Raw genomic sequence first — 16066 nt, 5'->3', positions numbered from 1 at the left:
CATTGTCCGGCCGCCGCCGTTTTTGTATCGAAATCTGCCTGGCAATTGCCTTCCAGGCCGAGTTCGCAGATCATTGTGCGGAAATTCCTGTCCGCAACTTTTTCATGCGCCTGATCTCGCTGCTGTTGTTCGTGCTGCTGCTTGCCATCCAGTATCCGCTCTGGCTGGGCAAGGGCGGGTGGCTGCGCGTGTGGGACCTGAACCGGCAACTGACCGAGCAGGGCACCCGCACCCAGACGCTCAAGCTGCGCAACGCCAAGCTGGAAGGGGAAGTCGCCGACTTGCAGGACGGCACCGGCGCGATCGAGGAACGTGCCCGCTATGAGCTGGGCATGGTGCGGGAAGGCGAGGTTTTCGTGCAGTTTGTCGCGCCGGCGCCCAAGGTCAGCGCCACGCCGCCGTTGCCGCCGCCGCCGAATTCGGTGGCCGGCAAAGGCGGCCACTAAGAGGCGTCTTGTCTCTCACTGTCGGTGGGCTTGGATCCAGCCCGCCGGCTGCCCGTCACCACCAGCCGTACGGATAGCCGCCCCAGCCCCAGCCGGGCATGCCGACGCCGACGCCGCCACCCCAGTGGCCGCCACCCCATCCCCCGTAATACAGGTTCCAGCTGGTGTTCGGATAGCCATAGGCCGCGCGCGCGGCCGCTGCCTGCTGGTCGAACGCGATGGCGGCCGCCTGGTCGCGCAGGACTTGCTGGTTCAGCGCGCTCAGCTTCTGCTTGTCCTCCGCCGTCAGCGGTGCCGGCGGGATGGCGTTGGGCGCCAGCCGCGCGGTGGGCGGCGAGCCGTTGGCGTCGCGCGGGATTTCCGCGCAGCCGGCGGCCAGCAGCAGCGCGCCGAGCGCAGCGCCGGCAGCAACGCCGCGCAGCACGCGCGGTGTCGTGGCAGGGGATTCAGGCAGGGGAGAGGTGGCTCGGGCGGACATGGTTGTTCTCAGGCTCGCTGGTCGGCAACTGGATGCTGCCATCGTACAGCCGTTGGACCGGACGGCAAGGCGGATGTTTCCGCCGTGCCGCCCCGAGCCTGCCCGGGCCGTGCCGCCGTGGCGGCTCAGTGGTGCTGCTGCGCGCCGGCACCGGCGCCGGTGGCGATATGGGTCGCGGAGAACAGCTGGGCGCAGTCGACCGGGTCGAACTCATAGCGCTGGCCGCAGAAGTCGCAGTGGATCTCGACATGGCCGCGCTCGGCGATGATGCCTTCGATCTCGTCCTGGCCCAGCGACTGCAGCATGCCCGCCACCTTGGGGCGCGAGCACGAGCAGTGGAAATGCGGTGTCAGCGGCTCAAACACGCGCAGGCCGGCGTCCTGCAGGTCTTCCCAGAACAGGCGGCGCAGCAGGGTGTCGGGCGTTTCGGCCAGCAGTTCGTCGGCCTTGAGCGTGGTGCCCAGCTGCACGGCGCGGTCCCAGGTGTCCAGGTCCTGCGCCCTGGCATGGCTGGCCAGCGGCGCGCCGGTCTCGCCGACTTCCGCGGTGCCGCCGTAGGCCGGCAGCTTCTGCAGCAGCATGCCGGCGGCGACGTGGTCGTCCGCGGCCAGCCACAGGCGCGTGTCGAGCTGCTCGGACGCCTGCATGTAGTGCTCCAGCACCGCGCTGATCGAGGCCAGCGGGCCGTGCGCATCGGACAGCGGCACGATGCCCTGGTATGGCTGCTGGCCCGGCAGCTTGTCCTTGGGATCCAGCGTGATGGCAAAGCGGCCATGGCCGTGGGCGTTGACCATCTGCGCCAGCGTGGCGTCGTCGGCGATCTGCGCGCCCTCGGCCAGCTTGGCGGTGGCGCGCATCGACAGGTCGGACAGGCATTCCACCACCAGCATGCGCACCGGGCCGTCGCCGTGCAGCTGCATCACCAGCGCCCCGTTGAACTTCAGGTTGGCCGACAGCAGCGCCGCGGCGGCCATCATCTCGCCCAGCAGCCGGCGCACCGGTGCGGGGTAGCTGTGGCGGCCCAGCACTTCTTGCCAGGTGGCTTCCATGCGCACCAGCTCGCCGCGCACGGGGGCCGCGTCGAACAGGAATTTCTGCAGGGTGTCGGGGGTGGTGGTATCGGTCACAATAATCTGTCGATGATTCGGTAAGTTGCCGCCGCGGTCGTCAGCCGATCCGCTTGAGCTGTTGTTTGTACAGGGCCTGGCGCGTGGCGTAGGTCTCGGCGTTGCGGTACAGGTTGGCGACGTCGGCATCGGTGAGCTCGCGCACCACCTTGGCCGGCGCGCCCAGGATCAGCGAGCGGTCCGGGAAGACCTTGCCCTCGGTTACCACGGCACCGGCGCCGACCAGGCATTCCTTGCCGATCACGGCGCGGTTCAGCACCACGGCCTGGATGCCGATCAGCGAGCCTTCGCCAATCGTGCAGCCATGCAGCATGGCCTGGTGGCCGATCGAGACCTTGTCGCCCAGGGTCAGCGGGCAGCCCGGGTCGGTATGCAGCACCGAGCCCTCCTGGATATTGGTGTCCTCGCCCACCACGATCGGCTCGTTGTCGCCCCGGATCACGACACCGGGCCAGGCGCTGGCGCGGGACTTGAGGGTCACGTTGCCGATGATGGTGGCTTCGGGGGCCACGTAGGCGTCGCTGTCGATATTGGGCTTGACGTCGCCGAGCTGGTAAAGCGCCATGAGGTCTCCTGCACGAAAGTCTTTTGTTGAAGTGGGGGTTGCCGCCGGACTTTAAAGGGCCGGGGTGGAGCGTGGGCGCGCGGCGCCCATGGGCTGCGTGGCTTGCACGGCAGTCGGGCAGCGGCGAGGCCCTACAATGGCGGCAGTCCCGGATTTTACGCCCATGCCAGAAAAAACACCCGCCGCCGCTTCGCCTGATCCGTCACTTTCGCCGCGCCATCATGCGCTGACGGTGCTGTGCATGACGGATCCGCGCCAGAAGTCCGTGGCGGCGCGGGCACTTTTCCGCCATGCGATGACGTTGCCGGACGAAGCGCTCGCCGCCGGCGAGGTGATCCAGGCCGATGCCGTCCATGCCATCCCGGGCCGCCCCGAGCGGCCGCCGCTGGTAGCGCCGCAGGGCGTCGAGCGGCGCCGCTCGCTGCATACACCGGCCGGGCGCGCGGCGATGATCCATGCGCTGTGCCATATCGAGTTCAACGCCATCAACCTCGCGCTGGACGCGGCCTGGCGCTTCCCCGGCATGCCGCCCGGCTACTACCGCGACTGGCTGCGCGTGGCCGATGAAGAGGCCTACCACTTCACGCTGCTGGCCGACCACCTCGGCACGCTCGGTGCGGCTTATGGCGACTTCCCTGCGCACAACAGCCTGTGGGAGATGACCGACAAGACCGCCGGCGACGTGCTGGCGCGCATGGCGCTGGTGCCGCGCACGCTGGAGGCACGCGGGCTCGACGCCTCGCCGCCGGTGCGCGCCAGGCTGGCCGGCGCCGGCGACCATGCCGCCGCGGCCATCATCGACATCATCCTGCGCGACGAGGTCGGCCACGTCGCCATTGGCAACCACTGGTACCGCTGGCTGTGCGCGCAGCGCGGCCTCGATCCCGTTGCCACCTATGCGCAGCTGGCTGAACAATACCGCGCGCCAAAGCTGCGCGGGCCGTTCAACCTGGATGCGCGGCGCGCCGCCGGCTTCGATGAGGATGAACTGGCATGGCTGGAGGCATCGGCGGGTTAGGCCGACTGGCGGCCTTCCCTTGCGCGTTCCTCCTCGAGCAGCCGCAACACCCGCCGCTGGATCTTGCCGGTCGTCGTCATCGGCAGCTGGTCGATAAACTCGATCGCCTTCGGGTACTCGTACGGCGCCAGCTGCCCACGCACATGGGCCTGCAATTCCGCCACCAGCGCCGCGTCGCCGTCGAACGAGCGCGCCACCGACGGCGTCAGCACGACGAAGGCCTTGACCACGGCGCCGCGCTCGGGATCGGGCGAGGGCACCACAGCGCAGTTGGACACCGCCGGATGCTTGAGCAGGCAGTTCTCGATCTCGCTGGGCCCGATGCGATAGCCCGATGACTTGAAGACGTCGTCGGCACGCCCCTGGTACCACAGGTAGCCGTCGGCATCGACGCGCGCCAGGTCGCCGGTGCGGCACCAGCGCAGGCCGTCGCGCTCGGTGTACTTGCCCGCGGTGGCGGCGTCGTTCTTCCAGTAGCCGAGGAAGAACACCGGGTCCGGATGCCCGGCACTGTCGGTCGCGCACACCGCGACCTCGCCGTCCTCGCCGGGCGGGCAGGGGCGGCCTTCATCGTCGATCACCTGCACGCGGTGGCCGGGGTAGGGGCGTCCCATCGAACCCGGCCGCGCCGGCCAGCCCAGGCGCTCGTCGTCGTTCTGCGCGGTGCAGTTGCCGACGATGTAGTTGATCTCGGTCTGGCCGAACATCTCGTTGACGATCACTCCAAGCGCATCGCGGCACCAGCCGAACACGGTCTCGCCCACGGCCTCGCCGGCGCTCATCAGCGCACGCAGCCTGATGTCGTAGCGCTGCCGCGGCTCCGGGCAGGCCTTCATCATCTGCTTGAGCGCGGTCGGGAACAGGAAGGTGTTGGTGACGGCGTAGCGCTCCAGCAATTCGAAGGCGCGCTCGGCGGAGAAACGTCCCTGGTAGCCGACGATGGGCTTACCGAAATACAGTGCCGGCATCAGCGCGTCCCACAGGCCGCCGGTCCAGGCCCAGTCGGCCGGGCTCCAGAACACGTCGTCGTCCTGCGGATACCAGTTCTGCGAGCAGACAAAGCCGGTCAGGTTGCCGATCAGCGCGCGGTGCGGGATCAGCGCGCCCTTGGGCGGGCCGGTGGTGCCGCTGGTGTAGATCAGCACCGCGGCCTCGTCGGCCTTGGTCTGCTCGGCGACGAAGGCCGGCAGCTGCGCCGCCAGCAGCACGTCCCAGTCGTGGTCGCCGCGGCTGTGCGCGCGGCTATTCGCGTCTCCGGCGGCGATCACCGTCGCCAGCGTCGGGCATTCCGGGCGCGCGGCCAGCACGTTGTCGATCGAGGTCTCGTCGGCGATCGCCACGCTGGCTTCGCTGTGCGCAATGCGGTAGGCCAGCGCCTCGGGGCCGAACAGCATCGACAGCGGCATGGCGATGGCGCCGAGCTGGTAGATTGCCATATGCGCGATCACGGTCTCGATCCGCTGCGGCATCACGATCGCGACGCGGTCGCCGCGCGCCACGCCCAGTGCGCGCAGCGCCGCCGACAGGCGGTTGGCCTCGGCCTGGATATGGGCAAAGGTGTGCGCGTTGCGGCGGCCGTCCTCGTGCTCGGTATAGACCGCGATGCGGTCCATCGTGGCCGGGTCGCGGGCCCAGCGTCCGCAGCAGGCTTCGGCGATATTGAAATGCGGCGGGATTTCCCAGCGGAAGGATTCGTACAGGGCGCGGTAGTCGTCGCGCCGGCTTGCCGGCAAGGCAGCTGCGGCCATCCAAGGTCTCCTGTGGGTCCGCCTGGCGCGGCAAGCTGCCAGCGGCGCCGGCCGCTATAATGCCCGCAAGCGAACGATCGTTCTATTTTGTCGTGGCTTCCCTCGCCAGCCCCCGCGGCGGGAAGATCCCGACGCAAGGGTGGAGACAATGGCAATCAAGGAAACCTCGCGGTCTGAATTTATCACGTTGCGCGGGCTGCGCTACCACGTGCGCCACTGGGGCACGCCCGGCGCGCGCAAGCTGTTCATGCTGCACGGCTGGATGGACGTGGCCGCTTCGTTCCAGTTCCTGGTCGACCACCTGCGCGGCGACTGGCACGTGATCGCGCCGGACTGGCGCGGCTTTGGCGAGACCGACTGGCCCACGCGCTACCCGGGCACGCAGTCCTACTGGTTTGGCGACTACATTGCCGACCTGGAGGCCTTGCTCGACCACTACGCGCCGGACGGCCAGGTTGACCTGGTCGGCCACAGCATGGGCGCCAACGTGATCTGCCTGTACGCTGGCATCCGCCCGCAGCGGGTGCGCCGCGTGGTGGACCTGGAGGGCTTCGGCATGACGGCGACGCGCCCGGTGCACGCGCCGAAGCGCTATGCGCGCTGGCTCGACGAATTGCGCGCCGGCGCGGAACTGAGGACCTATGACAGCGTGGGCGGCGTCGCCGCCCGGCTGCAGAAGACCAACCCGCGCCTGCCCGACGACCGTGCCGCCTTCCTGGCCGCGCACTGGTCGCGCCGCAACGCGGACGGCCGCTGGGAAATCCTGGGCGACCCTGCGCACAAGCTGGTCAACCCGATGCTGTACCGGGTCGATGAAGTGATGGCGATCTGGGAGCAGGTCAGCGCGCCGGTACTGCATGTGGAAGCGCGCGATTCGGACACGCTGCGCCGTATCGCCCACAAGCAGACCATCGACGAATTCAAGGAGCGCTTCCGTGCCTTCCCGGACTTCCGCGAGGCGGTGGTGGAAGATGCCGGCCACATGCTGCATCACGACCAGCCCGCCGCGGTGGCGGCCCTGGTGGAGTCGTTCTGCGGACCGCTGTAAGCGTGGCGCGCCGCGGCTCAGGCGTGCGTGAGCTTTTGCTTGAGCGCGGCGTTGTTGCTGGTGTGCACGTGCACCAGCGCCTTTTCCGGGAAGGCATAGTGATAGGCGCGGCGCAATGCCAGCGCGGCCTCGTGGAAGCCCGACAGGATCAGCTTCTGCTTGTTGGTGTAGTAGGCGATATCGCCCGCGGCAAAGATGCCGCGGCGCGAGCTTTCGTAGGTGGTGGTGTCGACCAGGATGCGGCCGGCGCGCATGTCCATGTCCCAGTGCGCGATCGGGCCCGGCTCGGACACCAGTCCATACAGCGCCACCAGTTCATCGGCGGGCAGCACCGTGCTGCCGTCGCGGGTGCGCACCTCGACCTCGGCCAGCGCCTGGCCTTCGGTGCGCAGGGCGCCCAGCATGCCGACCACGAAATCCATCTCTCCGGCGGCCACGGCTTCGCGCATCTCGGCCACGGTGCCGTCGGCCGCGCGGAAGCCCTCGCGCCGGTGCAGCAGCGTGACGCGCGCGGCCACCTTGCGCAGCGCCAGCGCCCAGTCCAGCGCCGAGTCGCCGCCGCCGGCCACCACCACGCGCTTGCCGGCAAAACGCGATACGTCGCGCACCGCGTAGTGCACATGGCGGCCTTCCAGCGCCGGCGCCTCGGGCAGCGACACGCGCTGCGGCGCGAAGGCGCCCGCGCCGGCGCAGACCAGCACCGCGGCAACATCGAAGCGCTTGCCGCCGTCGGTGGTCACCAGCAGGCGCTCATGGGCGGCATGGCCGTCCGTTGCCGGCGGTGCCGGGGTTTCGGACACGCTTTCCGCGCGCTGGCCGAAGTGCATCGGGAAGGCGAACGGCGCGCATTGCTCCATCAGCCGGTCGACCAGGTCCTGCGCCAGGCAGCCCGGCACGGCCGGGATGTCGTAGATTGGTTTCTCGGGATACAGCTCGGTGCACTGGCCGCCGGCGCGGTCGAGCACATCGATCAGTTCACATTTGAGGCCAAGCACGCCGGCCTGGAACGCGGCGAACAGGCCGACCGGGCCGGCGCCCACGATCAGGACATCGGTGGTGGTGACGGGTGCGGCGGCTGCAGGGGTAGCGGTGGGCATTGGGCAGGGCGGGCACGCCAGGTGCCCGCAAATAAACGGTGCAAAGCCCGACTATACCCCGCGCCACCCCGGTTTCCGCCGACGCCAGCGTTGCCGGCATGGCTTTGGCGCGGCCCGCCAGGGTGCGCCGGCGTCACGCATGCAGGGGCGACGGGAGTAGAATGACACCATGCAAAACGCCCACGCCATCAATGCTGACCTGCATTGCCATTCCACCGTTTCCGACGGCACGCTCGCGCCGCGCGCCGTGGCGGCAATCGCCCGCGACGCGGGGGTCGCGTACTGGGCGCTGACCGACCACGACGAGCTGGGCGGGCAGGCCGAGGCACGCGCCGCGGCCGAGGAATTCGGCATGCGCTACGTGCCGGGCGTGGAAATCTCGGTGACCTGGGCCGGGCAGACCGTGCATATCGTCGGCCTGCAGATCGACCCGCACTGCCCGGAACTGATCGATGGCCTGACCGATACCCGCTCGGGCCGCGCACGCCGCGCGCGCGATATCGCCGACGCGCTGGCCAGGGTCGGCATCACCGGCGCCTATGAAGGGGCGCTGCGCTACGTGGGCAATCCAGACCTGATCTCGCGCACGCACTTTGCGCGCTGGCTGGTCGACCAGGGGCGCTGCGCCACCATTGGCGACGTCTTCAGCGAGTACCTGTCGGAAGGCCGTCCTGGCTACGTCGGCCACCGCTGGGCCAGCCTGGCCGAAGCGGTCAGCTGGATCCGCGCGGCCGGCGGCATCGCCGTGATCGCGCACCCGGGCCGATACCACTACACCGATACCCAGCACGACGCGCTGTTCGATGAATTCACGTCGCTGGGCGGCGGCGCCGTGGAGGTGGTGACCGGCAGCCATACGCCCGACCAGTACCGCCGCTACGCCGAGGTGGCCCGCCATTACGGGCTGCTGGCCTCCCGCGGCTCGGACTTCCACGGCCCCGGCGAAGGGCGCGTGGGGCTGGGTACGCTGCCGCCGCTGCCGGCCTCCGTCACCCCCGTCTGGCACGACTGGTAGGCGGCAGGCGCCTGCCCGGCCTGGGGTCCCCCCAGATTCCGCTCCGTTCCGTCCGAATCCGTCCCCCTGGCCCATGTCACAGTACTTCGAGATCCATCCGCTCAACCCGCAGTCGCGCCTGATCAAGCAGGCCTCCCAGATCCTGCAGAAGGGCGGGCTGATCGCACTGCCGACCGACTCCAGCTATGCGCTGGCCTGCCGGCTCGACGACAAGGCCGCGGTCGAGCGCCTGCGCCGGCTGCGCGGTATCGACGATCGCCACCACCTGACGCTGATGTGCAGCGACCTGTCCGAGCTGGGCAACTTTGCCCGCGTCGACAACCGGCAATACCGCTGGCTCAAGGGTGCCACGCCGGGCCCGTACGTATTCATCCTGGAAGCGACCAAGGAAGTGCCGCGGCGGCTGTCGCACCCGGCGCGCAAGACCATCGGCGTGCGCGTGCCTGAACATGCGATCCCGCTGGCGCTGCTGGGCGAGACCGGGGAGCCGCTGATCTCGGCCACGCTGCAGATGCCGGGCGACGAGCAGCCGCTCAACGACCCGGCGGAAATCCGCGCGCGGCTGGAAAAGCAGCTCGACCTGGTGGTGTGCGGCGGCCCGGCGCCGGCGCAGCCGACCACGGTGATCGACCTGACCAGCGGCGAACCCGAGCTGATCCGCGCGGGCCGCGGCGACGTCGAGCGCTTCGGGCTCTGAATTCCTCCGGCACCGCCACCCTCCCGGAGGGGTGCGCCAGCGTGCGCCCGGGCGCCGCCGGGCCGTTACAATAAGGACCATGGATTCCTCCCTTATCCAGACCTTCGCGGTCTATGCCCTGCCGGTGCTGTTTGCCATCACGCTGCACGAAGCCGCGCACGGCTACGTGGCCAAGGTGTTCGGCGACAACACGGCCTATGCGCTCGGGCGCGTCAGCCTGAACCCGATCCGCCATATCGACCCGATCGGCACCATCGCGGTGCCGCTGCTGCTCTACATCATGACCAGCGGCCAGTTCGTGTTCGGCTATGCCAAGCCGGTGCCGGTGGTGTTCGAGCGCCTGCGCAACCCGCGCTGGCACGGCATGTGGGTGGCACTGGCCGGCCCGGCCAGCAACGTGGTGCAGGCCTTCGTCTGGGTGCTGCTGGCCATCGGCCTGACCTGGGGCGGCGTGCGCGAGCCGTTTTTCGGCGAAATGGCGCTGGCGGGCGTGCGCGTCAACCTGGTGGTGGCCGCCTTCAACCTGTTCCCGGTACCGCCGCTGGACGGCGGCCGCGTGCTGACCGCGCTGCTGCCGCAGGGCATTGCCCGCGCGGTGTCGCGCATCGAGCCGTACGGCATCTTCGTGGTGCTGGCGCTGGTGGCCGCGGGCGTGATCACGACGATCTGGATGACGCCGGTGGTCAATGTGCTGATGGCGCTGATCGAGCTGCTGCTGCGCCCGATCGTGATCCTGCTGCATTGAGGGGCCGGGGAACGCCATGATGCATGCCGGAATTTCAGCCCCGTCCGCCTGGGTCACCCGCTGGGCCCGCCTGCTGCGCCCCGGCGCGCGGGTGCTGGATCTGGCCTGCGGCGGCGGCCGCCACGCCGCCTGGCTGGCCGCGCGCGGCCACACGGTGCTGGCGGTCGACCGCGATGCCGACGCCATCGCCGGCCTGCCGGCCGGCGTGGCCGGGCGGGTGGCCGACCTGGAGCAGGGCGCCTGGCCGCTGGCCGGCGAGGCGCCGTTCGACGCCATCGTCGTCACCAATTACCTGCACCGGCCGCTATGGCCGCACCTGGCGGCGGCGCTGGCGCCAGGCGGATTCTGGATTTATGAGACCTTCGCGGCCGGCAATGAGACCGTGGGCAAGCCATCGCGCCCGGATTTCCTGCTGCGCCCGGGCGAGTTGCTCGAGGTGGCACGCGAGTTTGGCCTGCGTGTGGTCGCGTATGAGGATGGCCTGGCAGAAGTGCCGAAAACAGCCTTCGTGCAGCGCATTTGTGCGGTACGCGAGGTGGCCGCCGCCGCCGATGCGCCCGCGCCGCCACGCTACCGGCTCGATCCCTGAGCGGGGCGCCGCGCTGTCGGCGGGAATCGCGCCGCACGCGTTGAAACAGTTGGTATCAACCCCTGTCCGGGTAGCGGTCGAAGCGGCCCGCGGTTCCGGTACAATCCCGTTATTCGCATCCCGAATTCCTTAACGTTATGACACAGATTACCGGCAGCATCGTCGCCATCGTCACCCCGATGCATGAGGACGGCAGCCTGGACTTCCCGGCCCTGCGCGCACTGGTCGACTGGCACGTGGCCGAGGGCACCGACGCCATCGTGATCGTGGGCACCACCGGCGAGTCCCCGACGGTTACCGTCGAGGAGCACTGCGAACTGGTCCGCGTTGCCGTGGAACAGGCCGGCAAGCGCATCCCGATCATCGCCGGCACCGGCGGCAATTCCACCAAGGAAGCCATCGAGCTGACCGCCTTCGCCAAGAAGGTGGGTGCCGATGCCTCGCTGCAGGTCGTGCCGTACTACAACAAGCCGACCCAGGAAGGCATGTACCGGCATTTCCGCACCATCGCCGAGGCGGTGGACCTGCCGGTGCTGCTGTACAACGTGCCGGGCCGCACGGTCGCGGACATGAACAACGAGACCATCCTGCGCCTGGCGCAGGTGCCGGGCATCGTCGGTGTCAAGGAAGCCACCGGCAATATCGACCGTGCCGCGCAGCTGATCAAGGGCGCGCCGGAAGGCTTTGCCATCTACAGCGGCGATGACCCCACCGCCGTTGCGCTGATCCTGCTGGGCGGCCACGGTAATATCTCGGTCACCGCGAACGTGGCGCCGCGCAAGATGCATGAAATGTGCGCCGCGGCACTGAAGGGCGACGTCGTTACGGCGCGCCGCCTGCACATGGAGCTGATCGGGCTGAACCAGGCCATGTTCATCGAAGCCAATCCGATCCCGGTCAAGTGGGCGCTCCAGCAGATGGGCAGGATGGAAGGCGGTATCCGCCTGCCGTTGACCCCGCTGTCCGAGGGCAACCACGACTATGTCCGCAAGGCACTGGCCGCCGCCGGCCTGCTGGCCTGATTTTCCACGGCGCCCTGCTGTCCGCCCCATCTACTAGGATTGCGTGTCAATGAAACTGAAGCTTAACCGCCGCGGCGCGACGCAAGTCCGCCGCGCCGCCCTGGTTGTGCCCGTGCTTGCCGTCGGTGTGATCACCGGCTGCAGCAGCATCAACGAGGCGATGCAGCCTGACAAGATCGACTACAAGTCGTCGGCCTCGAAACGCACGCCCACGCTGGACGTGCCGCCCGACCTGACCAAGCTGGAAGGCGACCGCCGCTATTCGGTACCCGATGTGAACGGCACCTCGACACTGTCGACCTACAGCCAGGCCACCAAGGTACGCGAGCAATCCCCGAGTGAGAACGTGTTGCCCTCGGCGCAGGGCATCCGCATGGAGCGCGACGGCAACCAGCGCTGGCTGGTGATCAGCAACGGCATGCGCGGCGACCAGCTGTGGCAGCAGTTGCGCGGCTTCTGGCAGGAAAGCGGTTTCCTGCTGGTGCAGGACTCGCCCGAGACCGGCATCATGGAAACCGACTGGGCCGAGAACCGCGCCAAGATCCCGCAGGACTTCATCCGCAATACCATCGGCAAGGTGTTCGACGGCCTGTACTCGACCTCCGAGCGCGACAAGTTCCGCACCCGCGTCGAGCGCTCGCAGAACGGCACGCTCGAGGTCTTCATCAGCCACCGCGGCGTGCAGGAGCAGCTGGCCGGCGTCGACAAGTCGAGCACGGTCTGGACCGTGCGTCCGGCGGATCCCGAGCTGGAAGCCGAATTCCTGTCGCGCCTGGCCCAGCGCCTGGGCGTGCAGAAGGAGCAGGCCGACCGCATGGCCAAGAACCCGGAGGCGGCTGGCAACACGGCCGCCACGGCTGCTGGTGCGGCCGCCGGTGCGACCACTGCTGCCGGCACTGCCGCGGCAGCCGACGGCGCCGCGCCGAACAAGTCGTACCTGTCCCAGGTCAACGGTGCTCCGGCGCTGCAGTTGCCCGAGCCGTTCGACCGCGCCTGGCGCTCGGTCGGCCTGTCGCTCGATCGCGTGAACTTCACCGTCGAAGACCGCGACCGCGCCCAGGGCCTGTACTACGTGCGCTATGTCGACCCGCGTACCAACGCCGACAGCCGCGGCTTTTTCTCCAAGCTGTTCACCAAGCCGGACGATCCCAAGACCGCCAAGAAGTATCGCGTGGCGCTCAAGGGCACCGGCAGCGGCACGCTGGTGACGGTGCTCAACGAAGCCGGCCAGCCGGAGAAGGGCGAAATCGGCAAGCGGATCCTGTCGCTGCTCGACGAGCAACTGCACTGAGCCGGCGCATGACTGCTGGCTTGCCAGCCGGCCGTCCTGGCCGGTGCCTGGCGGGGAGGGCGCGGCCATGATGCGCTTCGCCTTCCTCGGCAGCGGCAGCGAGGGCAACTCGCTGCTGATCGAATCCCGTGAAGACACCACCACCACGCGCGTGCTGCTGGACTGCGGCTTCGGCATCCGCGAGACTGCCCGGCGCCTCGAGCGCCTGGGTGTCACGCCGGACCAGCTTGACGCCGTGCTGGTCACGCACGAGCACGGCGACCATGTCGGCTCGGCCTATGCCTTTGCCGCGCGCCATCGCCTGACGGTCTACACCAGCCACGGCACGTGGCTGGCGACCTCGCACCTGCGCGGCGCCGACGCCTCCGACGTGCGGGTCTGCTGCGCCGACCATGCCTTCGCCATCGGCGACCTGCAGGTGCTGCCCTACACCGTGCCGCACGACGCGCGCGAGCCGGTGCAGTTCGTGCTGTCGGACGGGCAGGCGCGGCTGGGCGTGCTGACCGACGCGGGTATGGAAACGCCTTATGTGACGGCGCGCCTGTCAGGCGTGGATGCGCTGGTGCTGGAATGCAACCATGACCGCGAAATGCTGCGCAACTCGGTCTATCCGGCCTCGCTGAAGCGGCGCATCGGCGGCGACTTCGGCCACCTGGCCAACGAGGTCGCGGCCAGCATCCTGGCGCAGGTTGCCCATGCCGGCCTGAACCGCGTGGTCGCGGCCCATCTCAGCAAGCAGAACAACACGCGGGAACTGGCCACCGGGGCGCTGGCTGCGGCATTGGGTGCGCTGCCTTCCGAGGTGCTGGTGGCGGACCAGGACGAGGGCCTGGACTGGCAGGCGGTGCGCGCCTGAGGGCTGGCGTGCGCGAAGGACGCAACGGGGGCGCAACGCGGTAGCGGCGCCCCAAATAAAAAAACCGGCCCGAAGGCCGGTTTTTTTATCGGTATGGAACCGATTACTGCTTGGCAGCCGGAGCCGAAGCGTCAGCAGCCGGAGCCGAGGCTTCAGCAGCCGGGGCCGAGGCTTCAGCAGCGGCAGCAGCCGGGGCTTCAGCAGCGGGAGCCGAAGCTTCAGCGGCGGGAGCAGCAGCAGCCGGAGCAGCCGTTTCAGCGGCCGGAGCGGCAGCTTCTTCCTTCTTGCCGCAAGCGGCGAGAGCAACAGCGGCCAGCAGCGATGCGATCAGGAGAGACTTCTTCATTGTTCGTCCTTTAACTTGTAATAACGAAAAACAGGCGATGAATAATTACCGGTAATTATCGCTCTTGAACTGCAAAATAGAGGCCCTCCCGGGTGCCGACATATGCAGTGGTCCGCAGTACTAGCCAGCCGACGATTATATCCGCGTTTTCCCGGCTTGTGTAGCGCCGAAATTTGCTGATTCGCAATGTTACGCATTATTACAGCGGCGGGCGCAACTGCAACCATCCTTCCAGCGTCCAGTGATGGAATGTTTCCATCAGATCGGGCAGATCCGCGCAATCAGCAACATCTTCGCCACTAAGTTGCCGATAATCGGCCAATTTCTTCAACCACGGCATCAGTTCGGCCGGCGGTTCGTAGGCTTCTCCATTCAGGAAGAAATTGGCGCGGTCGTAAAGCGCGATCGATGCCGGCGCAAGGACGACGCCATGGCGGGCCGCCAGTGTCGCATAGCGGCGCAACGGGATGTCGGCTATCTCCGCGAATTCAACGCCGGGTTTGGGTTCGGACAGATGGCTGCCGAGGAATTCCGACACCATCTGGCTGTTCCATTGCAGTGCCTTGAGCCGTTCGGCAACCGCCTTGGCCATGCCGGCGGGCAATTGCGCGGGGCGCGTGGCGGCGCGCTCGCCGGGGTCGGCATAACGGCCGCCGAGATCATCATTGTCCTCGACTGTTTCCGACAACCAGGCCAGGAAGTGCCCGGCCAGTTCGCGATAAGCCGGCGCGCGGAAGCCGATCGAGCAGGTCATGCATTCGCCCTCGGCGATCCCATCGTGCGCATATTGCGGCGGCAGGTACAACATGTCGCCGGGTTCCAGCACCCATTCCTGTTCGGCGCTGAAGTCGGCAAGGATCTTCAGCGGCATGTCGGGAATCAGGTCCAGGCTGGTCTGCGACGAGATGCGCCAGCGGCGCCGGCCCGAGACTTGCAGCAGGAACACGTCGTAGGAATCGAAGTGCGGACCTACGCCGCCGCCGTCGGAGGCGTAGCTGATCATCAGGTCATCGAGGCGCGCATCGGGCACGAAGCGGAAGCGGCCCATCAGCTCCGCCGCGGCGGCGTCGTGCAGATTGACGCCCTGCACCAGCAAAGTCCACTGGCGGGTCTTGACGGCGGGCAGGTTTTCGCGCGCAAATGGGCCATGCGCGAGCTTCCAGCGGTTGCGGAAGTGCGTCACCAGGCGCGATTCGACGTCGTCGCGATCGGCAAGGTCGAAAAGCGCATCGCGCGACACAGGCGGCACGATTCCCGGCACCGCCTGTCGAATGAGCAGGGGCTTGCGCTGCCAGACATCCCGCATGAATGCAGCAGGCGTCATGCCACCAAGCAGGTCGAGCGGAGTGTCTGGATCGACGGGGCCAGGGGGCAGGGCCTGCGCGTATAATGCGGAATCGTTCATGGAGTCAAGAATTGAAAATCGCTAAGAACACGGTAGTGTCCGTGATGTACAAGCTATCGGACGCGCAAGGCAATCTGATCGAGGAGTCAGATGAAGCCATGGTCTATTTGCACGGCGGGTATGATGGCACGTTCCCCAAGATCGAGGAAGCGCTCGACGGCCATGACACGGGCTTTGAGACCCAGCTGCAGCTTGAGCCGGAAGACGCGTTCGGCGATTACGACGCCGATATGGTGAAGGTCGAGCCGCGCAACCGCTTCCCCGAGCCGCTGGAAGTCGGCATGCAGTTCGAAGGCATGCCCGAGGACGGCGACGAAGAAGACTCCGTCATCTACACCGTGACCGACGTGGCCGAGGACAAGGTCGTGCTGGACGGCAACCATCCGCTGGCCGGCATGGCGCTGCGCTTCTGGCTGAAGGTTTCCGAAGTGCGCGAAGCTACCGCCGAGGAAATCGAGCACGGCCACGCCCACGGCGCCTCGGGCGTTGAAGTGGTGGATGAGGACGAGGACGACGATACGCCGCGCACGCTGCACTGAGCGCGCGCAACCAGCGCATCCAGAAGCCGGCAGT

The 16066-nt window shown here is 68.1% G+C and carries 18 protein-coding genes; 11 read left to right on the top strand and 7 right to left on the bottom strand.

What is annotated here, in order from left to right; genetic code table 11:
* The first annotated feature begins 104 nt into the window (after positions 1-104).
* Positions 105-446: a cell division protein FtsB gene (gene ftsB / locus ACZ5MJ_RS12485; RefSeq protein ID WP_464219675.1), complete on the top strand. Its 342-nt coding sequence runs from the start codon at positions 105-107 to the stop codon at positions 444-446.
* Between the two features lie 55 nt (positions 447-501).
* Here the strand turns inward: ftsB and ACZ5MJ_RS12480 are convergent, their stop codons facing one another.
* The 3 genes from ACZ5MJ_RS12480 to ACZ5MJ_RS12470 form a co-directional block, all read right to left on the bottom strand.
* Positions 502-924 carry a hypothetical protein gene (locus tag ACZ5MJ_RS12480; RefSeq protein ID WP_464219674.1) on the bottom strand — a complete coding sequence of 141 codons (423 nt, stop codon included), beginning with the start codon at positions 922-924 and terminating at the stop codon, positions 502-504.
* A 125-nt stretch (positions 925-1049) separates the two neighbouring features.
* Positions 1050-2051, bottom strand: a complete 1002-nt coding sequence (gene hslO / locus ACZ5MJ_RS12475) for an Hsp33 family molecular chaperone HslO (protein ID WP_464219673.1) — start codon at positions 2049-2051, stop codon at positions 1050-1052.
* Positions 2052-2091: 40 nt separating this feature from the next.
* Positions 2092-2616 carry a gamma carbonic anhydrase family protein gene (locus tag ACZ5MJ_RS12470; protein WP_464219671.1) on the bottom strand — a complete coding sequence of 175 codons (525 nt, stop codon included), beginning with the start codon at positions 2614-2616 and terminating at the stop codon, positions 2092-2094.
* 136 nt (positions 2617-2752) lie between these two features.
* Here ACZ5MJ_RS12470 and ACZ5MJ_RS12465 point away from each other — a divergent pair, with 136 nt between their 5' ends.
* Positions 2753-3634 carry a ferritin-like domain-containing protein gene (locus ACZ5MJ_RS12465; protein WP_464219670.1) on the top strand — a complete coding sequence of 294 codons (882 nt, stop codon included), beginning with the start codon at positions 2753-2755 and terminating at the stop codon, positions 3632-3634.
* Here ACZ5MJ_RS12465 and ACZ5MJ_RS12460 read toward each other — a convergent pair.
* Entirely contained in the window at positions 3631-5382 is a 1752-nt protein-coding gene (locus ACZ5MJ_RS12460) for an acyl-CoA synthetase (protein WP_464219669.1), read from the bottom strand. The genes ACZ5MJ_RS12465 and ACZ5MJ_RS12460 overlap by 4 nt on opposite strands.
* A 148-nt stretch (positions 5383-5530) precedes the next feature.
* Here ACZ5MJ_RS12460 and ACZ5MJ_RS12455 point away from each other — a divergent pair, with 148 nt between their 5' ends.
* Positions 5531-6430, top strand: coding sequence for an alpha/beta fold hydrolase (locus ACZ5MJ_RS12455; protein WP_464219668.1), 900 nt, complete (start codon positions 5531-5533; stop codon positions 6428-6430).
* A 17-nt stretch (positions 6431-6447) separates the two neighbouring features.
* On the opposite strand, the gene ACZ5MJ_RS12450 is transcribed toward ACZ5MJ_RS12455, so the two are convergent.
* Positions 6448-7527: an NAD(P)/FAD-dependent oxidoreductase gene (locus ACZ5MJ_RS12450; protein WP_464219667.1), complete on the bottom strand. Its 1080-nt coding sequence runs from the start codon at positions 7525-7527 to the stop codon at positions 6448-6450.
* Between the two features lie 169 nt (positions 7528-7696).
* Between ACZ5MJ_RS12450 and ACZ5MJ_RS12445 the strand changes: the two genes are divergently transcribed.
* From ACZ5MJ_RS12445 to ACZ5MJ_RS12415, 7 genes are all read left to right on the top strand, one after another.
* Positions 7697-8542, top strand: coding sequence for a 3',5'-nucleoside bisphosphate phosphatase (locus ACZ5MJ_RS12445; RefSeq protein ID WP_464219665.1), 846 nt, complete (start codon positions 7697-7699; stop codon positions 8540-8542).
* A gap of 73 nt (positions 8543-8615) precedes the next feature.
* Positions 8616-9239, top strand: a complete 624-nt coding sequence (locus ACZ5MJ_RS12440; RefSeq protein WP_464219663.1) for an L-threonylcarbamoyladenylate synthase — start codon at positions 8616-8618, stop codon at positions 9237-9239.
* Between the two features lie 79 nt (positions 9240-9318).
* The gene (locus tag ACZ5MJ_RS12435) at positions 9319-9984 is read left to right on the top strand and encodes a site-2 protease family protein (protein ID WP_464219662.1); all 666 of its coding nucleotides are present in this window, start codon (positions 9319-9321) and stop codon (positions 9982-9984) included.
* A 16-nt stretch (positions 9985-10000) separates the two neighbouring features.
* A complete protein-coding gene (locus ACZ5MJ_RS12430) occupies positions 10001-10573 on the top strand; it encodes a class I SAM-dependent methyltransferase (protein ID WP_464219660.1) in 573 nt (190 codons plus the stop codon).
* A 137-nt stretch (positions 10574-10710) separates the two neighbouring features.
* Positions 10711-11595: a 4-hydroxy-tetrahydrodipicolinate synthase gene (gene dapA, locus ACZ5MJ_RS12425; RefSeq protein ID WP_464219659.1), complete on the top strand. Its 885-nt coding sequence runs from the start codon at positions 10711-10713 to the stop codon at positions 11593-11595.
* 49 nt (positions 11596-11644) lie between these two features.
* Positions 11645-12886, top strand: a complete 1242-nt coding sequence (gene bamC, locus ACZ5MJ_RS12420; protein WP_464219658.1) for an outer membrane protein assembly factor BamC — start codon at positions 11645-11647, stop codon at positions 12884-12886.
* A 67-nt stretch (positions 12887-12953) separates the two neighbouring features.
* The gene (locus ACZ5MJ_RS12415; protein WP_464219657.1) at positions 12954-13742 is read left to right on the top strand and encodes an MBL fold metallo-hydrolase; all 789 of its coding nucleotides are present in this window, start codon (positions 12954-12956) and stop codon (positions 13740-13742) included.
* A 103-nt stretch (positions 13743-13845) separates the two neighbouring features.
* Here ACZ5MJ_RS12415 and ACZ5MJ_RS12410 read toward each other — a convergent pair whose 3' ends face one another.
* Together ACZ5MJ_RS12410 and ACZ5MJ_RS12405 are read right to left on the bottom strand one after the other, a co-directional pair.
* Positions 13846-14088, bottom strand: a complete 243-nt coding sequence (locus tag ACZ5MJ_RS12410; protein WP_464219655.1) for a hypothetical protein — start codon at positions 14086-14088, stop codon at positions 13846-13848.
* Between the two features lie 199 nt (positions 14089-14287).
* Entirely contained in the window at positions 14288-15493 is a 1206-nt protein-coding gene (locus tag ACZ5MJ_RS12405) for a JmjC domain-containing protein (RefSeq protein WP_464219654.1), read from the bottom strand.
* Positions 15494-15504: 11 nt separating this feature from the next.
* On the opposite strand from ACZ5MJ_RS12405, the gene ACZ5MJ_RS12400 reads away from it, so the two are divergent.
* Positions 15505-16032: an FKBP-type peptidyl-prolyl cis-trans isomerase gene (locus tag ACZ5MJ_RS12400; protein WP_115014968.1), complete on the top strand. Its 528-nt coding sequence runs from the start codon at positions 15505-15507 to the stop codon at positions 16030-16032.
* The last annotated feature ends 34 nt before the right edge of the window (positions 16033-16066 follow it).

Source organism: Cupriavidus sp. LA-1 (genome assembly GCF_055385985.1).
This window is presented reverse-complemented; position numbering and strand designations above follow the sequence as displayed.